Raw genomic sequence first — 17,190 nt, 5'->3', positions numbered from 1 at the left:
GCCGACCCCGTGCCGGGCGGCCGGCCCGGCGACCTGCGCCGGGCCGCCGCCCTCACCGCCGACCTGACCGAGCGGGGCGTGGCCGGCATCGTGCTGGCGTACGTCGACACGGCGGGCATCGGCCGGGTCAAGACGATCCCCACGGCACGGCTGGAGGCGGCCGTGTCCTGGGGCGTCGGCATGTCCCCGGTGTTCGACACCTTCCTCGCCCACGACTCCGTCGTCACCACCGACGTCCTCGGCTCCCCCGACGGCGACCTCCGGCTCTACCCGGACCTCGACCAGCTGGTGGCGCTGGCCGGGCAGCCCGGCTGGGCCTGGGCGCCGGTGGACCGGATCACCCAGGAGGGGGACCGGCACCCCGGCTGTGCCCGAACGTTCCTGCGCCGGATCGTCACCGACGCCGCCGACCGGTACCGCCTCGCGTTCAAGGCGGCGGTCGAGATCGAGTGGGCCGTCGGGCTGGGTTCGGCGCCCGCCGGCGAGTTCGTACCCGCGGTCTCGGGGCCGGCGTACGGCGCGGTCCGGCAGGTCGGGCTGACCGACTACACCGCCGATCTGCTGACCGCGTGCGCCGCGCAGGGCCTGGACGTCGACCAGCTGCACCCCGAGTACGCGCCCGGGCAGTTCGAGATCTCGGTGGGCGCGCGGGACCCGGTGGCCGCCGCCGACCGCAGTGTGCTGGTCCGCCAGACCATCCGGGCGGTGGCCCGGCGGCACGGCCTCAGGGTGTCGTTCGCGCCCGCGGTGTCCGCCGAGGGCGTCGGCAACGGCGGCCATCTGCACCTGTCCTGCTGGCGCGACGGGGTGAACCTGCACGCGGGTGGCGACCGGCGGTACGGCATGACGGCCGAGGCGGAGTCCTTCGCGGCCGGGGTCCTCGCCCGCCTCCCGGCGCTGACGGCGGTCACCGCGCCGAGCCCGGCCAGCTATCTGCGGCTGAAGCCCTCCCAGTGGGCGGGGGTCTTCACCGCCTGGGGCCACGAGACCCGCGAGGCCGCCCTGCGCCTGATCACCGGCACGGCCGGCCGCCACGACCAGGAAGCCAACATGGAGGTCAAACCGGTCGACCTGGCCGCCAACCCGTATCTGGCCCTGGGCTGTGTGATCGCCGCCGGGCTCGACGGCATCGCGGCCGGCCGCGTCCTGCCCGGCGAGATCACCGGCGACCCGGCCCGCTACGGCCCCGACGAGGCGGCGGCCCTGGGCGTACGGCGGCTGCCGCGGTCCCTGCCCGAGGCCGTCGCGGAGTTCCGTGCGGACCCGGTGCTGCGGGCCGCGCTGGGCCCGGTCCTCGCGGACGCGGTGACCGCCGTACGGCTCGGCGAGGCGGCGGCCGTCGACGGGCTCGGCCCCGACCGGGTGGCGGCGGCCTACCGCTGGACGTACTGACCATGGCCGCCCCGGGACCGGTCCACGAGGCCCTCGCCGCGCTGCCGCTGGTGGACCATCACTGCCACGGCGCGGTCACGGCCGATCTGACCGCCGACGCGTTCGCGTCCCTGCTCACCGAGGGCGCGGCCTGGCCCGGCGTCTCCCCCTTCGACACCCCCGCCGGCGTGGCCGTCCGCCGTCACTGCGCACCCCTGCTGGACCTCCCCCGGCACGCCCCGCCCGCCGACTACGTGGCCCGGCGTGCGCGGCTGGGCTGGCAGGAGGTCAACCGCCGTTTCCTGAGGGCGTCCGGGGCCGGGGTGTTCTGCGTGGACACCGGCTACGCCCCGCACCCGGTCACCACCCCCGCCGAACTGGCCGCCGCGGCCGGCGCCGCCGCCTGCGAGGTGGTCCGGCTGGAGCGGATCGCCGAGTCGGTGGCGGCGCGGGGCGTGGCCGCGGGCGCGTACGCGGCCGAGGTCCGGGCCGCCGCCGAGGCGGCCGTACGCCGTCCGGGCGTGGTGGCGGTGAAGTCGGTCGCGGCGTACCGCACGGGGTTCGCGCTGGACCCGGAGCGCCCGGCCGCGGCCGAGGTGACGGAGGCGGCCGGGCGCTGGCTGGCGCGGGGCGGGCGCCTCGCCGACCCGGTTTTGGTACGGCACCTGCTGTGGACGGCCGTCGAGCTGGGGCTGCCGCTGCAACTGCACACCGGCTTCGGCGACGCGGACCTGCGGCTGCACCGCGCCGACCCCGCGCTGCTCACCGACTGGCTGCACCGGACCGCCGGCACGATCCCGGTGCTGCTGCTGCACTGCTGGCCGTACCACCGCCAGGCCGCCTATCTGTCCGCGGTGTTCGAGCAGGTGTACCTGGACGTCGGTCTGGCGCTGCACCACACCGGCCCGGCCCGCTGCCGGGCGGTGCTGGAGGAGGCGCTGGAGATCACCCCGTTCCGCAAACTGCTGTACAGCTCCGACGCCTACGGTGTGGCCGAGTTCCACCACCTGGGCGCGCTGTGCTTCCGGCAGGGACTCGCCGATCTGCTGCAGGACCGCGTGGACGCCGACGAGTTGAGCCTGGCCGACGCCCTGCGGATCGCGGCCTGGACGGGCCGCGACAACGCCCGCCGACTGTACGGACCGCCCGTATCCGAACCGGCCCGCGAACCCAGCGGGCGCCCCACCCGGAAAGTATGATCAAGCAATGTCTGACATGACCGAAACCACGCCCGGCTGGCTGACCACGGACGAGCTGGAGATGGCCAGGGCCCGGATGCCGATCCTGTACGTCGAGGCCGTGCCCGTGCGCGTGGACGACAGCGGTGAAGTCACCAGCATCGGACTGCTGCTGCGTATCGGCCCGGACGGCACGGTCAGCCGCACCCTGGTCTCCGGCCGCGTCCTGCACCACGAGCGGGTCCGGGACGCGCTGCTGCGCCACCTGGAGAAGGACCTCGGCCCGGTCGCCCTGCCCCGCGTCCCCGCCTCGCTCCAGCCGTTCACGGTCGCGGAGTACTTTCCGACGGCAGGCATCACGCCGTACCACGACCCGCGCCAGCACGCCGTCTCCCTGGCCTACATCGTGCCGGTGACCGGTGACTGCCGGCCCCGCCAGGACGCGCTGGACCTCGTCTGGTTCAGCCCGCAGGAGGCCGCCTCCCCGGCGGTGCAGAGCGAGATGCCGGGCGGGCACGGGGTGCTGCTGAAGCAGGCGCTGGCCCATGTGGGGCTGGCGTACTGACCGTCGTACCGACGGCGCGGCAGCCTGCCGCGGCGACACCGACGAGGCCGTCCGCTCATCTGTGAGCGGACGGCCTCTGTCCTCAGGCCGTTCGTGCTTCCCATGGCGGCCGGAAAGGTGAAGCGCGCCGCCCCGGCATCCCCCGGTCGGAGAAGTATGCCGATCGGATGATCTCGCGGTGGGCCCGCTTGTCGATTCCGGTGAGAAGAGGCCCGGGCATCTACTTTCGGAAAGTGGCCTGCGCCGGGAGAGAACGGGTCACCCCGCACACTGGACTGGGGATGTTCCATGCTGAGAAAGAGCACGACGAGGACCGTCACCACGGCTTGTGCGGTAGCCCTCCTCGCGGCCGCTTCCCTCACGACCGCAGTCGGCGCGCAGGCACGCGGCCCCAAGCTCCTGACCGCCGCCCCCTTGGCGACATGGCAGACGAACGGCATCGTCTGGACGGTCGAGTACGCGCGCGGTGTCGTGTACGTCGGCGGCGCCTTCGACAGGGTCCGCCCGCCGGGCGCCAAGCCCGGTGAGAAGGAGACCGCCCGGAAGAACTTCGCGGCGTTCGACGCCGCGACCGGCAGACTTCTGCCGTGTGCCCACAGCTTCACCCGGGGCGCCGCGACGGTGCGGGCGTTGAAGGCGTCGCCCGACGGCAAGGTGCTCTACGTCGGCGGCTCGTTCGGCAGGGTCGACGGCGGCGGAGTGGCCAGCGCGGTCGCGCTCGACACGGCCACGTGCTCGGTGCGCAGGGATTTCCGCCCCGCTGTGACGGCCACGGTGCGGGCCATCGAGACCACCGGCAGCACGGTGTACCTGGGCGGTGACTTCACGGTCGTCAACGGCAAGCCGAGAAAGCATCTCGCGTCCTTCACCCGGAAAGGCAGGCTCCTGCCTTTCCGGGCGGACATCGACGGGCCGGTCCGCGCCGTCCTCGCCGCACCGGACCACGGAAAGGTCCTCGTCGGCGGCGACTTCCAGAACGTCAACGGCAGGACCGAGCGGGCGCTGGTCGCTGTGCATCCCCAGACCGGTTCGACGGTGGCCTCCTTCCCGGAATGGCTTCCGCCGAGAGCCTCGGTGAAGTCACTGGCCCGCGGCGGCACCCGCTTCTATCTGGGAGCCGAGGGCCGTGGCACGGGCATTTTCGACGGGCGCATCGCCGGACGTCTGTCCGACGGCACGATGCTCTGGAAGGACTTCTGCCTGGGCGCCACCCAGGCGGTCGTCGTGCACGGGAACGTGCTCTACAGCGCGTCCCATTCCCACTACTGCGGCCGTACGCCGGGCGGTTTCCCCGACGGGCCTCGCCGGAACTTCCTGGCCCAGTCGGTCGATGACAAGCGCCTGCTGCACTGGTTCCCCGACACCAACGACGGACTCGGTGAAGGAGTCGGCCCCCGGACGCTGGTGATGGCCGGCACAACCCTCTGGGCGGGCGGCGAGTTCACCACGGTCAACGGCAGAGCACAGCAGAGCCTGACGCGTTTCGGGACCGGTCCGCGGAACAAGGCCCCCGAAGCGGCCCCGAGACTCTCGGGCAAGTCCTCCCGCGCGGGCAAGGTCACGCTCACCTGGCGTGCCGCATGGGACAGGGACGACGCGGAACTGACGTATCTGATCTACCGGGACGGGCGTCTCGTGGCCTCTCCGAAGCAGCGGTCGGTCGAATGGCACCGACCGGAAATGAGGTACACGGACTCCGTGGCTCGCGGCTCTCGCCACCGCTACGCGATCGCCGTCACCGACGGGAGGAACACCACGCCCCGGTCGAAGCCGCTCCAGGTGACCGCGGTCGCCGGGAAGCGGCCGACGGGAGCGCGGTGATGGGAGAGACCCTCGGGTACGCGCCTGGGGTTTTCGACCTCTTCCACGTGGGCCACCTGAACATCCTGCGCCAGGCACGGGAGCACTGCGACCGGCTCGTCGCCGGCGTCTGTTCCGACGACCTGGTGGTGCGCCTGAAGAACCAGCCGCCCGTGGTGCCGTTATCCGAGCGACTGGAGATCGTCCGCAGCGTCCGGTACGTCGACGACGTCTTCGTCGCCACCGTCGAGGACAAACTCGAAATCTGGAAGGAAGTGGGCTTCGACGTCATCTTCAAGGGTGACGACTGGCTCGGTACGGAGCTGTGGCAGAACCTGGAGGCAGAATTCGCCCGGCGCGGCGTGAAGGTCGTCTTCTTCCCCTACACCGTGCACACCTCCAGCACACTCATCCGCTCTGCGCTCGACGTCCTCGCCCAGCGGGCCGGTCCCTGACGTCCGCAGGTGCGTGACGGTGTCGAACCGTCCTTGGATACGCCTGTTGTGCGCCCGATATGACTGGCTATCCGATGAGCTACTCCTTCACTCATAAGAGTGACTACGCCCCTCATCCTCCGTTTCCTACCCTGACGTCAGTGTCCATCGGGCATCAGTCCGGGAGGAAGCATGCCATTCATCCGACACCGCGTCTCCGCTGTCATCGCGGCCGTCCTTCTCTGCCTGGCCGGCGCCGTGATCAGCCTGCAGAACAGCACCACCGCCTCCGCGCAGGGTCCCGACGGGGGCGTCCAGCACATGCAGCAAAGTCGTGTGGACCTGCAACCGACTCCTTCCGGAAGGTGGGTGAACGTGCCTCTGGCGGTCACGCTGCCCCGTCCCGGCACGTACCTGCTGGACGCGGACGTCCGCGGACGCATCGCTGGCGACGGCAACGATCGCCTCCTCGCGTCCATCCAGGCCCGGCTCTGGGACGCCACCGATGGCGCCGTGGTGCCGCAAAGCGAGCGTCTGGTCACGCACATGAACAACCCCCCGCTGAGTGGGACCATCGCCAGGCAGTCGACGGCTCCGATCAGTGAGCGCATCACCGTGACCAGGGAGACCGTGATCCGACTCCAGGTGAGGCGGGTCGACAGCGTCGGCCAGTCGTACCGGGCCGACATCTTCTCGGACGGCTCCGGCCGCACCTCGCTCCGCTACCAGCGAGTGTGATGCCCGTCGGTCCGCTCGCTCCCTCGGTGACGAACCCGCGGCCCCAGGTTCCCGTTGGCCGGGAACCTGGGGCCGCAGCCCTCCCACGCGTGCGTGTCCATGGTCGCGGCACCAAGCGGGGGATCCGCTGCGCGGCGTGGCGGTGCCGCGCTCGTGCCCGAGGCGTGGTGTTCGCCGCCCGGGCAGGTCCGGCAGGTGGGCGCGCCCGGCCTCGTCGAGCTGGAGCGCGCGGGCAAGGCGTCACCGGGCCGGGATCGGCTGGGTCAGGTTCAGCGGGTTGCCGTCGGGGTCCAGGATGTGGGCGACGCGCTGTCCCCACGGCATGTCGTTGGGGCCGCTGCGGACCGAGCCGCCCAGCGCCTCCACCCGGCCGAGCGTCTCGTCGACGTCGTCGACACCGATGCTGAGCAGGACCCGCGGTGCCGCCCCGGTCCCCGCGTCCGGCTTGGCCACCAGCCCCAGGTCGGTGTCGCCGATGCGCAGGCCGAGGTAGAAGGCCGGACCTTCCTCCGGTATCCGGAAGATCTGCTCGGCGCCGAACAATGTCGTATAGAAGTCGAGCAGGGCGTCCTGGTCGGCGGTCAGGATCACTGGCTGGATGGTGGACATGGCACTCCTGGCGAGAACGGTCGTGTCGCCGGACAGACCGTTCGAGGACGGCGAACTCATCGGCGGAACCGCCCTGCCGGTGATCCATGTGCCAGGCCGCGACCCACTGGGCTTGACCTTGACACGGTGACAAGGTTTCCACTTGGGCGCAGGAGGTGGTTGCGATCAACACGACCCATGTGACCCCGCAGAACGCCCGCGTGGCCGGCGCCCTGGGTGCCGAGGACTCGTCGGTCCGGCTCCAGGCGGCCCTGGCGGTCGGCTCGAATCCCGACCCCGCATTCCTGGAGACGCTGGTCGAACGGTGCGCGGTCGAGCCGGACTTCTTCGTGCGGGACATGCTGTCCTGGGCGCTGACCCGCCTCTCGCCCGAGGTCGCCCTCCCCCGGATCCGCCGGGAGCTCGGCTCCGAGCGCCCCCAGGCCCGCAGCCAGGCGCTGCACACGCTCTCCAAGGTTGGCGACAGGAGCACGTGGGCCTGGATCACCCGCGACATGTTGCGCGACTCCGACGACGAGGTGGCGCGGACCGCGTGGCGCGTCGCGGTGGCCCTCGTGCCCGAGGACGAGGAGAACGAGCTGGCGGACGAGCTGGTTCGACAGCTCGGCCGCGGGGACCACAGCGTGCAGCTGAGCCTGAGCCGGGCCCTCGTCGACCTCGGCGACGTGACCAGGCCCGCTCTGGAGAAGGCGGCGGCGAACCCCGACCCGGCAGTGGCCGCGCACGCCCGTGCCACCGAGCTGCTCCGGCAGAACCCGCAAACCGGTTTCGACGCGGCCGTCGAGGAGGCCAGGCGCGTGGTCGCACTCGGCCCGGAACGCGCTGCCGCCGCCTCGGCCGCGCCGGCGGACGCCGAGCCCACGCAGACGACCGGGACGGCCGAGACGACCGGGGCTGCCAGGGATGCGGAGACGTCGGAGGCCCCGCATTGCTGATCGGCGAGGTGGCCCGCCGCTCCGGCGTGAGCACCCGGATGCTGCGGCACTACGACGCCCTGGGGCTGGTGCGGCCCACGGGCCGCACCGTCGGCGGCTACCGCGAGTACTCCGCCGAGGACGTCCGCAGGATCTTCCACGTGGAGAGCCTGCGCTCCCTCGGGCTCTCGCTCAAGCAGATCGGGCGCGCGCTGGAGGACCCGGCCTTCACTCCGTCCGCCCTGATCAGCGACCTCGTCCGGTGGACGGAGGACCGCCTGGCGCGGGAACGGGAGCTGCTCGAACGGCTCCGTGCGATCGACGCGTCGGCGCCCACCGACTGGCAGGGCGTGCTGCGCATCGTCGCACTCATGCGGGAGCTCGACTCGACCAGCGCCGCGCGCAGACAGCAGGCCGTCCTGGCCCGGTCGGAGGAGGTGCCGGTTCCCGCCGAGCTGCTGGCCGGGGCGGCCCTGACCGAATCCGACCCCCATGTCGCAGGCGCGCTGCGCTGGGCGCTCGCCCGAGCGGGCGGTGACGGCGTGGCAGCGCTGGTCGCCGGCGCGCGGTCGGAGGACGTCGCCGTCCGGCGGCGCGCGGTGCTGGCGATCGCCGGGATGCCCGGGGCTCCGGGTGCGGCCGCCGCGCTCGCGGACGCCCTCGGGGACCCGGACACGACGGTACGCGGGCACGCCGCCCTGGCCCTGGGCAGGCAGGGCGTGGCCGCAGCCGTTCCCGCACTGGTCGGCATGGTGGTCGAGGGCTCCCACGACGTGGACGCGGCGGAGGTGCTGGGAACGCTGTCCCAGGACCCCGGGTGCGCGGACCGGATCACGACCGCTCTGGTCGATGAACTCGCCGCGCCCACCGCGGACTCCGCAACGCGGATCCGCCTCGTGCAGGCGCTGGTCGAACTCGCGGGACCCACCGTGCGGGAGGTCCTGCGCCAGCTCGCCCACGACGACGACCACGCCGTCGCCCGCGTCGCCTCGGCCCTCGTCGGAGTCCTGGAACGGCGGTCCCCCGGAGACCGGGCCGACGAGGACGCCTGATCGGCGGCAAGGGGAAGTCGTGCCGGGGCCGAAGGCCCAAGTCCCCGTTGCGCGGCCTGGAAGAGGTGAGGTCTCGCAAAAGGTGACGGGGGAACCTTCCGGCCGTCCGGCCGAGACCGTGCGTGGGAGACCGGTCGTCCTCAGCGGGCCGGGGGTCCCCGGTGGTGTCCGGGGCACCGGGGCGGCGCCGGCGGTCTCCTGCCTCGACACGGGCGGTGGAACGCCGGATTCCGGCCGTGGCGGTCCGCTCGTGCGCCGGTGTCCGGAAGCGGTCACCCCGCGTTGCCCCGCCCTCCTCGGCCGCCGAGGATGGGCCGCGTGGTGCCGGGGTGCGCTCCGGACGACGGGGGTGCTCCGGCATCGTGCCCCGACACGGGTGACATGCCGAAGGGAGGCACGCTTTGACAGCGCCACACCCTGCCGCCGGCCGCCTGGCCTCCGGTCCGGACCGGCTGGAGCAGGACGGTTACGTCGTCGTGGAACGGCTCGGCGGGCAGCGCCACGCCATCGAGTTGTTGCAGCGGATCGGCCGCTTCCTGCCGCAGTACACGGGCACCGTCGAGCACGAGGTCGTCCACCGCCCCGGCCATGAGGGCCGGGCCTATTCCCAGAGCCGCAACACCATCCAGGCCCACACCGAGGCGCCCGGCTGGGACCCCAGTCCCCGCTACCTGGCCCTGTACTGCCACCGCCAGGCCCGCTGCGGCGGTGGCCACACCGACCTGCTGGACCTGCACACCCTGCTGAAACTGCTCGGTGCGGAGGACAGGGCGCTGCTGACCGGCACCGCCGTCGCCTTCCCCGGACCGGACGCCGACCGGGAGGGCCACCGGCCGGTGACCGTGCCGATGCTGTCGTACGACGGGAAGCGGCCCGTCCTGCGGTTCAGCTACAACCTGCTCACGGCCGCCGACTACGACGCTCCCCTGGACGCCGCCCCGCCACCGGAGCACCTGCCGCTGGGGCAGCGGGGCATCGACCTCGCGCATCGGGTCGGCGAGCTGTTCGCCCGGCACCGCACCCGGGTGCTCGTCCCGGACGGGGCACTGCTGATCTGGGACAACCAGCGGATGCTGCACGCACGTTCACAGTACGCGGACGAACGCCGCCACCTCACCCGGTACTGGATCGCCGCATGAGCGCGGTGCACACCGTCGCCCCATCCCCCGTGGGCACGCGCACGCTCTCCGGGCGGCGCCTGGCCGCACTGGTGCGCGAGCGGTGCGGGGACGAGCAGCTCGCCCACGACGTGGACGTGGTCGCGCGGATCCTGCCGTTCAAGGTCAGCGGGCATGTCGTGGACGAGCTGATCGACTGGTCGCACGCGCCCGACGATCCGCTGTACCGGCTGGTGTTCCCGCACCGCGACATGGTGACACCGGATCAGTACACGGCGGTGGAGCAGGCGCTGGCGTCGCCGGGGGCGCTGCGCGCGGCCGTCGCGGAGGTACGGCGGCAGCTCAATCCGCATCCGGGCGACCAGCTCACCCGCAACGTTCCGCACGGACCGGACGGAAGCCCGGTGGACGGCCTCCAGCACAAGTACGCCCGGACCGTGCTCGTCTTCCCGCGGCAGGGGCAGACCTGCCACAGCTACTGCGCCTACTGCTTCCGCTGGGCACAGTTCGTGGGTGAGCCGGACCTGCGCATGGCCGATGACGGCCCGGCCGCGATGACCGCGTACCTGCGCCGTCATCCCGAGGTCACCGACGTGCTCTTCACCGGCGGCGACCCGCTGGTCATGCGCGCGGAGATGCTCCGGCCGTACGTCGACGCCCTCCTCGCGCCCGGCCTGGAACACGTCGTCACCGTGCGCATCGGGACCAAGGCCCCCTTGTTCCATCCCGCCCGGCTGACCGCCGCCCCCGACGCCCCGGCGCTGCTGCGCCTCCTCGAACGGGTGGTGGCCGCGGGACGGCATCTGGCGGTGATGCTGCACATCTCCCACCCCCGCGAACTGGCCCCGGACACCACGCGGGCGGCCCTGGCCGCGCTGCGCGGCACCGGCGCCCAGCTGCGCTCGCAGGCGCCGGTGATACGGCATGTGAACGACAGCGCCGAGACCTGGGCCGAGTCCTGGCGGGTACAGGTCGCCCTGGGCGTCCATCCGTACTACCTGTTCGTGGAACGGGACACCGGCGCCCAGCGCTACTTCGGGCTGCCGCTGCACCGCGCCTACGAGATCCACCGGGACGCCGTCGAGGCGCTCTCCGGGCTCGGGCGCACCGCGCGCGGGCCGGTGATGTCGACGACCGAGGGCAAGGTGATCGTCGACGGGGTGACGGAACTGCCGGGCGGAGAACGGGCGTTCGCGCTGCGTTACCTCCAGGCACGGGAGAGCGGGCTGGTGGGCCGGCCCTTCCACGCGCACTGGGACGCACAGGCGCAGTGGTGGTCGCAGCTGCGGCCGCTGGGCTCCTACGACCGCCGGTTCTTCCCGGGTGCGGACAGGGAGGGCGGCCCCTGAGCGGGGCGGCCCGCCGGACCGGCGCGGGCGTCGCGCTCGCCCTCCTGTCGGCCTGCTGCTTCGGCACCGGCGGGGCGGCGACCAAGGTGCTCGGCGAGGCCGGGCTCACCCCGGTGCAGATCAGCCAGGCCCGCCTCAGCCTCGCCGGGGTACCGCTGCTGGCGGTCGCGCTGATCCGGAGTCCGCGCGGCCTGCGGGTCGCGCCGCGGGACTGGCCCGTGCTGGCGGCTCTGGGAGCGGGGTCCTTCGCGGGCGTGCAGACCCTGTGCGCGATCTCCGTGGCCCGCATCCCGGTCGGTGTCTACGTGGTGCTGCAGTTCCTGGCGCCGGTGATCGTGGTGGTGTGGCTCCGGCTGCTGCGCGGGGTGCGGCAGCCGGCGCCCGTCTGGCTGGGCACGGCCCTGGTGGTGACGGGGCTGCTGCTGGTGGGGCAGGTGTGGTCGGGGCTGCGGCTGGACGGAGTCGGGGTGCTCACCGCTCTGGGGGCGGCGGTCGCGCTGTCCCTGCGGTTCCTGCTCGCCGGGCGGGCGCTGGCCCGGCGCGACGCCACGGCCGTGACCGCGCTCGGCGTCAGCGCGGGCGCGGTGGTGGTCGACCTGGCGCGTCCGGTCGGCGCCTTTCCCTACCGGCGGCTGGGTGCCCCGGCCCGGGTGGGCGAGGTGACGGTGGTGCCGGTGTGGGCGGTGCTGTTGTGGACCGCCGTCGTCTCCACACTGCTGGCCTGCCTCTGCGCGCTGGCGGCGCAGCGCTTCCTGGCACCGGCCACGGCGAGCGTGCTGTCCACGGTGGAGGTGGTCGCCGGCAGCGGGACGGGGCTGTTGTTGCTCGGAGAGCGGGTGACGGCCGTGCAGGGCGCCGGAATCGGCGCCGTTCTCGTGGGCGCGGCTCTGGCCCAGCTGCGCGCCGGACCGACGCGGACGGCCCGTGCCCGGTGGCGTCGCGCGGCGTAGGGCCGCACCCGTCGTCCGCGCGCGGCCCCGCCGGTGAGGTTTCCGATGAACGATCCAGGGCGGAGCGACACGAGGGGGAGCACGTCGAAGGGCAGGAAGCGCGCCCCGGCGGCGCCCGCCCGCGGCCGTCGTCGGACGCGTCCCGGCAGGTGCGGCGAGCAGCTGCCGGGGCGCACGTCAAAACGTTCATTCGAGCACGTGTGCAGCCAGGTCGCACGGCCACGCTCCGCCGGCTCCGACCGGACCGGGAGCGGGTGCGCAACTCCAGGGATCCAGATTTTGCATATTATGCGATCTTTATCGGGGCTCTTGCCCCGTTCTCACGCTCTGCAGCTAGCTGTTGCTGCGTCCGCTTCCTGGCCCGGGCTCCCGATGAGCCCTGTGCCGACCGGCAGCTCATGGGCCAGTCCCCTGGGCCGCCGGTCAGGGAGGCCTCGCGGAACCTCTAGGTGAGGAGTGATGATGAAGAAGGCGTACGAGGCACCCACGCTCGTCCGGCTCGGTACCTTCCGGAAGGAGACGGGGCTCCTCCAGCGCTCCGGCAACGACCGGCTGATCCTGAGCAAGAACTGACGACCGACGGTCCTTGACCCGACGTCATGACTGAACTGCACGGAAGTGCGGGGACGGGCCCCGGCGACGCGCACTTCGCGGTCTTCACGGACCGTGCGGACGCGGCCGCCGCGGCCCGCTCCTTCACCCGCCCCGGAAGCCGTACCCTCGCGCACGCGTCGGGCCGGCCCTGGCTGGTCGGCCACTGGCACGACGACGAGATCGTCACGGCGCGCGCCGGCGACGCCGCCCTCGCCGTCGTCGGCTGCTGCCCGGTCGACGCCGGCGAACTGCGGCGCCGGGCCGCACGATTGCGTGATCTCGCGGAGCTGGACGCACTGGCCCGCTCCCTCCCCGGCAGCTTCCACCTCGTCGGCGCCCTCGACGGACAGATCAGGGTGCAGGGCACCGCCTCCGGACTGCGACTCGTCTTCCACGCCGAACTCGACGGCGTGCGCGTGGCCGCGACCCGCGCCGACACGCTCGCCGCCGTCCTGGGCCTGGAGCCCGACGTGGAGGAACTGGCCGTCAGGCTGCTGTGGCCCACCCCGTACCCGCTGTTCGAGACATCGATGTGGCGTGCGGTCACCGCCGTTCCCCCGCAGGCCGCCGTGGTCGTCGCCGCGGACGGGCGGACCGCACGGCACACGCGGTGGTGGACACCGCCGGAGCCGGTCCTGCCGCTTGCCGCGGCGGCGCCCCTGATCCGCACGGCACTGGAGGAGGCCGTCGGCGCCCGCACCCGTCAGGGCGGCGTGGTGAGCTGCGACCTGTCCGGTGGTCTGGACTCCACCTCCGTCTGCTTCCTGGCCGACCGCTCTCCGGCCCGTGTGGTGGCCAGTACGTGGCCGGGACGGGATCCGGCGGACACCGACCTGGCCTGGGCCGAGCGGGCGATGGAGTACTTGCCGGACGTCGAGCACGTGGTCTGGGACGCCGACGCCTCGCCGCTGGTGTACGAGGACCTGCTCGGCATCGACGACCTTCTCGACGAACCCACCATCGGCGTCATGGACCGCTCCCGGGTCCTGCACCATCTGCCCGGCCTCGCCGCGCGTGGCAGCCGCTTGCATCTGACCGGCATCGGCGGCGACCACGTGGCATGGTGCTCCGAGGCGTACTACCACCGGCTGCTGCGCACCCGTCCGCTGTTCGCCCTGCGCCAGTTGCGCGGGTTCCGGGCGCTGTGGCAATGGCCGCTCGGCGGCACCCTGCGCGCTCTCGCCGACGGCCGGCCGTACCGGAAGTGGCTCGCCGACGCCGCCGCCGACCTGCGTGGCCCGTTGCCCCCGTCGGTCGCGACCGGTCTCGGCTGGGGCATGGCCCCGCGCCTGTTCGACTGGATGACTCCCGAGGCCGAGCGGATGGCCCGCCGGGCACTGCTCGATGCCGCCGCGACGGCCTCTCCCCTGCATCCGGACCGCGGACTCCACACCGACCTCGAACAGATCCGCTCGTGCACCCGCGTCATCCGGCAGTGGGACCGGATGGCGGCCCGCGCCGGCCTGCCGATGGCCTCTCCGTTCCTCGACGACCGCGTCATCGAGGCGTGCCTCGCCGTACGCCCCGGCGAGCGCGTCACGCCCTGGCGGTACAAGCCCGTCCTCGGTGCCGCGATGCGCGGCATCGTGCCCGAGCCGTGCCTGCGCCGGAGCAACAAGGCCACGGCCTCCATGGACGCCTCCAACGGACTGCGGGAACACCGCGCCGACCTGCTGGCCCTGTGGGAGGACTCGCAGCTGGCGCAGCTGGGCCTGGTGGACGGCGCCCGGCTGCGCCGCCTCGCCCGGCGGCCCGCCTCCCCGGGGCTCTCCGACGCCATCCTCTACTCCACGATCGCCGCGGAGGTGTGGCTGCGCGGGCTGGCCCGCGGCCGCACCCGTGTCCCGCAGCCCTGACCGCACCCCCTGTCGAACACGCCAGAAAGGCCCCTCACATGCCCCTGCGCCTCGGCGACAACGTCTCCACGGCCGAGACCGACTACGGCACCGTACTGCTGGACGAACAGGCCGGCACCTATTGGGAGTTGAATCCGACGGCCGCCTTGGTGGTGCGGACGCTGCTGAACGGCGGCAAGGAGGCGGACGCGGCCGCCGCCCTGGTCCGGGAGTTCGACATCGGCCAGGCCGAGGCCCTGCAGGACGTCGAGGCGCTGGTACGGAAGCTGCGCGACTCGGGGCTCGCCTCATGACGACGCCCAGCGCCCTGGAGCGGCCTGCCGGTGTGCCTCTGACCCGACGCCTGACCGCCCGTCTCGTCCTGCTCCCGGCCCTCGCCGTCGCCCTGCTGCCGCCCCGCCACATCCGCACCGTGCTCGGCGTCCTGCGGCGCGGCGCCGCGCCGGCGACCGAGGCACAGGCCCGCAAGGCGCGCGACGCCATGTGCGCCGCCAGCCTGCGCTGCGCCGGACCCAAGGGATGCCTGCCGCGCTCCCTGGGAGCGGCGCTGCTGTGCCGGCTCGGCGGCACATGGCCCACCTGGTGCACCGGTGTACGGGTCACCCCGCCCTTCACCGCGCACGCCTGGATCGAGGCCGAGGGCCGTCCCGTCGGCGAGGGCGTCCCGCACCACTACTTCGCCCGGCTGGTGGCGGTCGACCCGCTCCCACGGCCCACCGGCCGATGACCGGCGCGACGGTCCCGCACGGCGGCCGGGCCGATGCCGCCGGATCCGGCAGGTCCACCCTGGCGGCGGTGGTCACGATGTACCGGCTCACCGCCGGGCACCGGGGCGCCATCGCCGTCGCCGTCGTCCTGACCCTGGTGGGGTCGGCCCTGGGACTGGCTCAGCCACTCGTCGCCAAGCAGGCCGTGGACGCGAGCGGCCGCGGACAGGTCGTCTGGCCGCTGCTGACGCTCTTGGGCGCGCTGTTCGCGGTCGAGGCGGTGACGGGCGCAGCGGGACGCTTCCTTCTGGAACGGATGGGCGAAGGCGTCGTACGGCAGCTCCGGCACGGGCTGGTGGGCCGGCTGCTCCGGCTGGAGATGAGGGAATACGACCGCCACCGGGGCGGCGACCTCATCTCCCGGGTGACGGCCGACACCACCTTGCTGCGGGAGGTCGTCTCGCAGGCCCTGGTCGACCTCGTGACGGGAAGCCTGGTCGCCGCCGGGGCGATCGCCCTCATGGCGTGGCTGGACCCGCTGCTGCTGCTCCTGGTCGCCGTGACCGTGGCAGCGGCGGCCGTGGTGGTCGCCTCGCTGCTCACGGGCATCAGGAACGCGTCCGAACACATGCAGGGCGCGGTCGGTGCCGTCGCCGCCGACATGGAACGCGCTTTGAGCGCCCTGCCGATGGTCCGGGTGCACCGCGCCGAGGAGCGGGAGGTGGCCGGCATCGGCGCCCGCGTGGATGCGGCCTACGGCGCGGGGGTGCGCACCGCGAAGCTCGCCTCCGTGATGAGCTCCGCCGTCGAACTCGCCGTCCAGGGTTCCTTCCTCATCGTCCTGGTCGTCGGCGGGCTGCGCGTCGGCGGACGGGCCGGCTCGCTCGGTGACCTCGTCGCGTTCCTCCTGTACGCCTCGTACCTCGTCCTGCCGCTGTCCTCCGTCTTCCGCGCCATGGGCCTCGTCCAACGCGGCATGGGCGCCTATCAGCGCATCGACGAGGCACTCCGCCTTCCGGTGGAACCCGCCGCGCCCCGGAACCCGGCGGACCGCCCGCCCGCACGGCGGCCGACCGGACCGTCCGGCACCCGCGAACCGCCCGTCCTCGCCCTGCGCGACGTCCACTTCGGCTACGCCCCCGAGCGGCCGGTCCTCCGCGGTGTCTCGTTCACTGTCCCGCAGCGCCGGCACGTGGCCCTGGTGGGCCGGTCCGGCGCCGGCAAGAGCACGGTGTTCGCCCTGATCGCGAGGTTCTACGAGCCGGATGCGGGCGCCTTGCTGTTCGACGGGCGGCCCGCGACCGAGCTGACTCGTGACGCCTGCCGCCGGCGCATCGCCGTGGTCGACCAGAACACCCATGTCGTCCACGGCACGTTGCGCGAGAACATCGCCTACGCCGTGCCCGACGCCACGGACGCGGAGATCCGGGAGGTCGTCGAACTGGCCCGCCTCGAAGAGGTCGTCGACCGGCTGCCCGGGGGCCTGTCCGCCGTCATCGGTGAACGCGGCAGCAACCTCTCCGGCGGCGAACGGCAACGTGTCGCCCTCGCCCGCGCCCTGCTGGCCCGCCCCTCGCTGCTCCTCCTGGACGAGCCCACCTCCCACCTGGACGCGATCAACGAATCGGCGCTCACCACCGTCATGAAGGACATCGCCCAGGAATGCGCGCTGCTGGTCATCGCGCACCGTCTGTCCACCGTGCAGCACGCCGACCATGTCGTGGTGCTCCAGGACGGCCGCACGGCCGCCGGCGGACGCCACGAGGAGTTGCTGGCCGGCAATGCCCTCTATCGCGACCTGGCCGCCGGCCAGATGCTCCGGTCGGGCGGGAGCCGGGGATCGGCGAGCGGGCGCGGGCGAACGGTTGAGGCGCCCCCCTCGCGGCCGGGCCGGCCGTAGTGGCCCGGCCGAGCCGCAGAAATGATCAAGGGCCGGTTTCGGAAGCTTCCGAAAC

Annotated in this window: 17 protein-coding genes; 16 read left to right on the top strand and 1 reads right to left on the bottom strand. The window is 73.2% G+C overall.

Going from position 1 to position 17,190, the window contains the following annotated elements:
• The 6 genes from CCN44_RS35810 to CCN44_RS35785 form a co-directional block, all read left to right on the top strand.
• On the top strand, positions 1-1,392 hold a 1,392-nt coding region (locus CCN44_RS35810; protein ID WP_086702761.1), incomplete at its 5' end, for a type I glutamate--ammonia ligase.
• Between the two features lie 2 nt (positions 1,393-1,394).
• Positions 1,395-2,570: an amidohydrolase family protein gene (locus CCN44_RS35805; RefSeq protein ID WP_086702755.1), complete on the top strand. Its 1,176-nt coding sequence runs from the start codon at positions 1,395-1,397 to the stop codon at positions 2,568-2,570.
• A 16-nt stretch (positions 2,571-2,586) separates the two neighbouring features.
• Complete coding sequence (locus tag CCN44_RS35800) at positions 2,587-3,114, top strand: NUDIX hydrolase family protein (protein WP_059254646.1); 528 nt, start codon at positions 2,587-2,589, stop codon at positions 3,112-3,114.
• A 288-nt stretch (positions 3,115-3,402) separates the two neighbouring features.
• Positions 3,403-4,935, top strand: a complete 1,533-nt coding sequence (locus CCN44_RS35795; protein ID WP_086702749.1) for a hypothetical protein — start codon at positions 3,403-3,405, stop codon at positions 4,933-4,935.
• Positions 4,935-5,369: an adenylyltransferase/cytidyltransferase family protein gene (locus CCN44_RS35790; RefSeq protein WP_059254644.1), complete on the top strand. Its 435-nt coding sequence runs from the start codon at positions 4,935-4,937 to the stop codon at positions 5,367-5,369. Before CCN44_RS35795 ends, CCN44_RS35790 begins: the two co-directional genes overlap by 1 nt.
• A 237-nt stretch (positions 5,370-5,606) precedes the next feature.
• A complete protein-coding gene (locus tag CCN44_RS35785) occupies positions 5,607-6,086 on the top strand; it encodes a hypothetical protein (RefSeq protein ID WP_143650215.1) in 480 nt (159 codons plus the stop codon).
• A 240-nt stretch (positions 6,087-6,326) separates the two neighbouring features.
• On the opposite strand, the gene CCN44_RS35780 is transcribed toward CCN44_RS35785, so the two are convergent.
• Entirely contained in the window at positions 6,327-6,695 is a 369-nt protein-coding gene (locus tag CCN44_RS35780; protein ID WP_086702746.1) for a VOC family protein, read from the bottom strand.
• Between the two features lie 155 nt (positions 6,696-6,850).
• Between CCN44_RS35780 and CCN44_RS35775 the strand changes: the two genes are divergently transcribed.
• From CCN44_RS35775 to CCN44_RS35735, 10 genes are all read left to right on the top strand, one after another.
• Positions 6,851-7,630, top strand: a complete 780-nt coding sequence (locus tag CCN44_RS35775) for a HEAT repeat domain-containing protein (RefSeq protein ID WP_086702743.1) — start codon at positions 6,851-6,853, stop codon at positions 7,628-7,630.
• A complete protein-coding gene (locus CCN44_RS35770; RefSeq protein ID WP_086702740.1) occupies positions 7,624-8,661 on the top strand; it encodes a MerR family transcriptional regulator in 1,038 nt (345 codons plus the stop codon). The genes CCN44_RS35775 and CCN44_RS35770 overlap by 7 nt, the downstream gene beginning before the upstream one ends.
• 401 nt (positions 8,662-9,062) lie before the next feature.
• Positions 9,063-9,800: a TauD/TfdA family dioxygenase gene (locus tag CCN44_RS35765; protein ID WP_208639910.1), complete on the top strand. Its 738-nt coding sequence runs from the start codon at positions 9,063-9,065 to the stop codon at positions 9,798-9,800.
• Complete coding sequence (locus CCN44_RS35760; protein WP_086702738.1) at positions 9,797-11,128, top strand: KamA family radical SAM protein; 1,332 nt, start codon at positions 9,797-9,799, stop codon at positions 11,126-11,128. Before CCN44_RS35765 ends, CCN44_RS35760 begins: the two co-directional genes overlap by 4 nt.
• Positions 11,050-12,078, top strand: coding sequence for an EamA family transporter (locus CCN44_RS35755; RefSeq protein WP_331478623.1), 1,029 nt, complete (start codon positions 11,050-11,052; stop codon positions 12,076-12,078). The genes CCN44_RS35760 and CCN44_RS35755 overlap by 79 nt, the downstream gene beginning before the upstream one ends.
• A gap of 462 nt (positions 12,079-12,540) precedes the next feature.
• The gene (locus CCN44_RS43655; protein ID WP_107047813.1) at positions 12,541-12,651 is read left to right on the top strand and encodes a keywimysin-related RiPP; all 111 of its coding nucleotides are present in this window, start codon (positions 12,541-12,543) and stop codon (positions 12,649-12,651) included.
• A gap of 26 nt (positions 12,652-12,677) precedes the next feature.
• The gene (locus CCN44_RS35750; RefSeq protein ID WP_086702732.1) at positions 12,678-14,528 is read left to right on the top strand and encodes a lasso peptide isopeptide bond-forming cyclase; all 1,851 of its coding nucleotides are present in this window, start codon (positions 12,678-12,680) and stop codon (positions 14,526-14,528) included.
• 38 nt (positions 14,529-14,566) lie between these two features.
• The gene (locus CCN44_RS35745) at positions 14,567-14,821 is read left to right on the top strand and encodes a lasso peptide biosynthesis PqqD family chaperone (RefSeq protein ID WP_059254636.1); all 255 of its coding nucleotides are present in this window, start codon (positions 14,567-14,569) and stop codon (positions 14,819-14,821) included.
• Positions 14,818-15,255 carry a lasso peptide biosynthesis B2 protein gene (locus CCN44_RS35740; RefSeq protein ID WP_086702729.1) on the top strand — a complete coding sequence of 146 codons (438 nt, stop codon included), beginning with the start codon at positions 14,818-14,820 and terminating at the stop codon, positions 15,253-15,255. The genes CCN44_RS35745 and CCN44_RS35740 overlap by 4 nt, the downstream gene beginning before the upstream one ends.
• On the top strand, positions 15,252-17,135 hold the full coding sequence (locus tag CCN44_RS35735; protein WP_086702727.1) for an ABC transporter ATP-binding protein: 1,884 nt from the start codon (positions 15,252-15,254) through the stop codon (positions 17,133-17,135). The genes CCN44_RS35740 and CCN44_RS35735 overlap by 4 nt, the downstream gene beginning before the upstream one ends.
• Positions 17,136-17,190: the final 55 nt, after the last annotated feature.

It is taken from the genome of Streptomyces tricolor (genome assembly GCF_002155905.1).
Lineage (GTDB): Bacteria > Actinomycetota > Actinomycetes > Streptomycetales > Streptomycetaceae > Streptomyces > Streptomyces tricolor.
The sequence above is the reverse complement of the archived record's forward strand: the minus strand, read 5'-3'. Positions and strand labels throughout refer to the sequence as shown.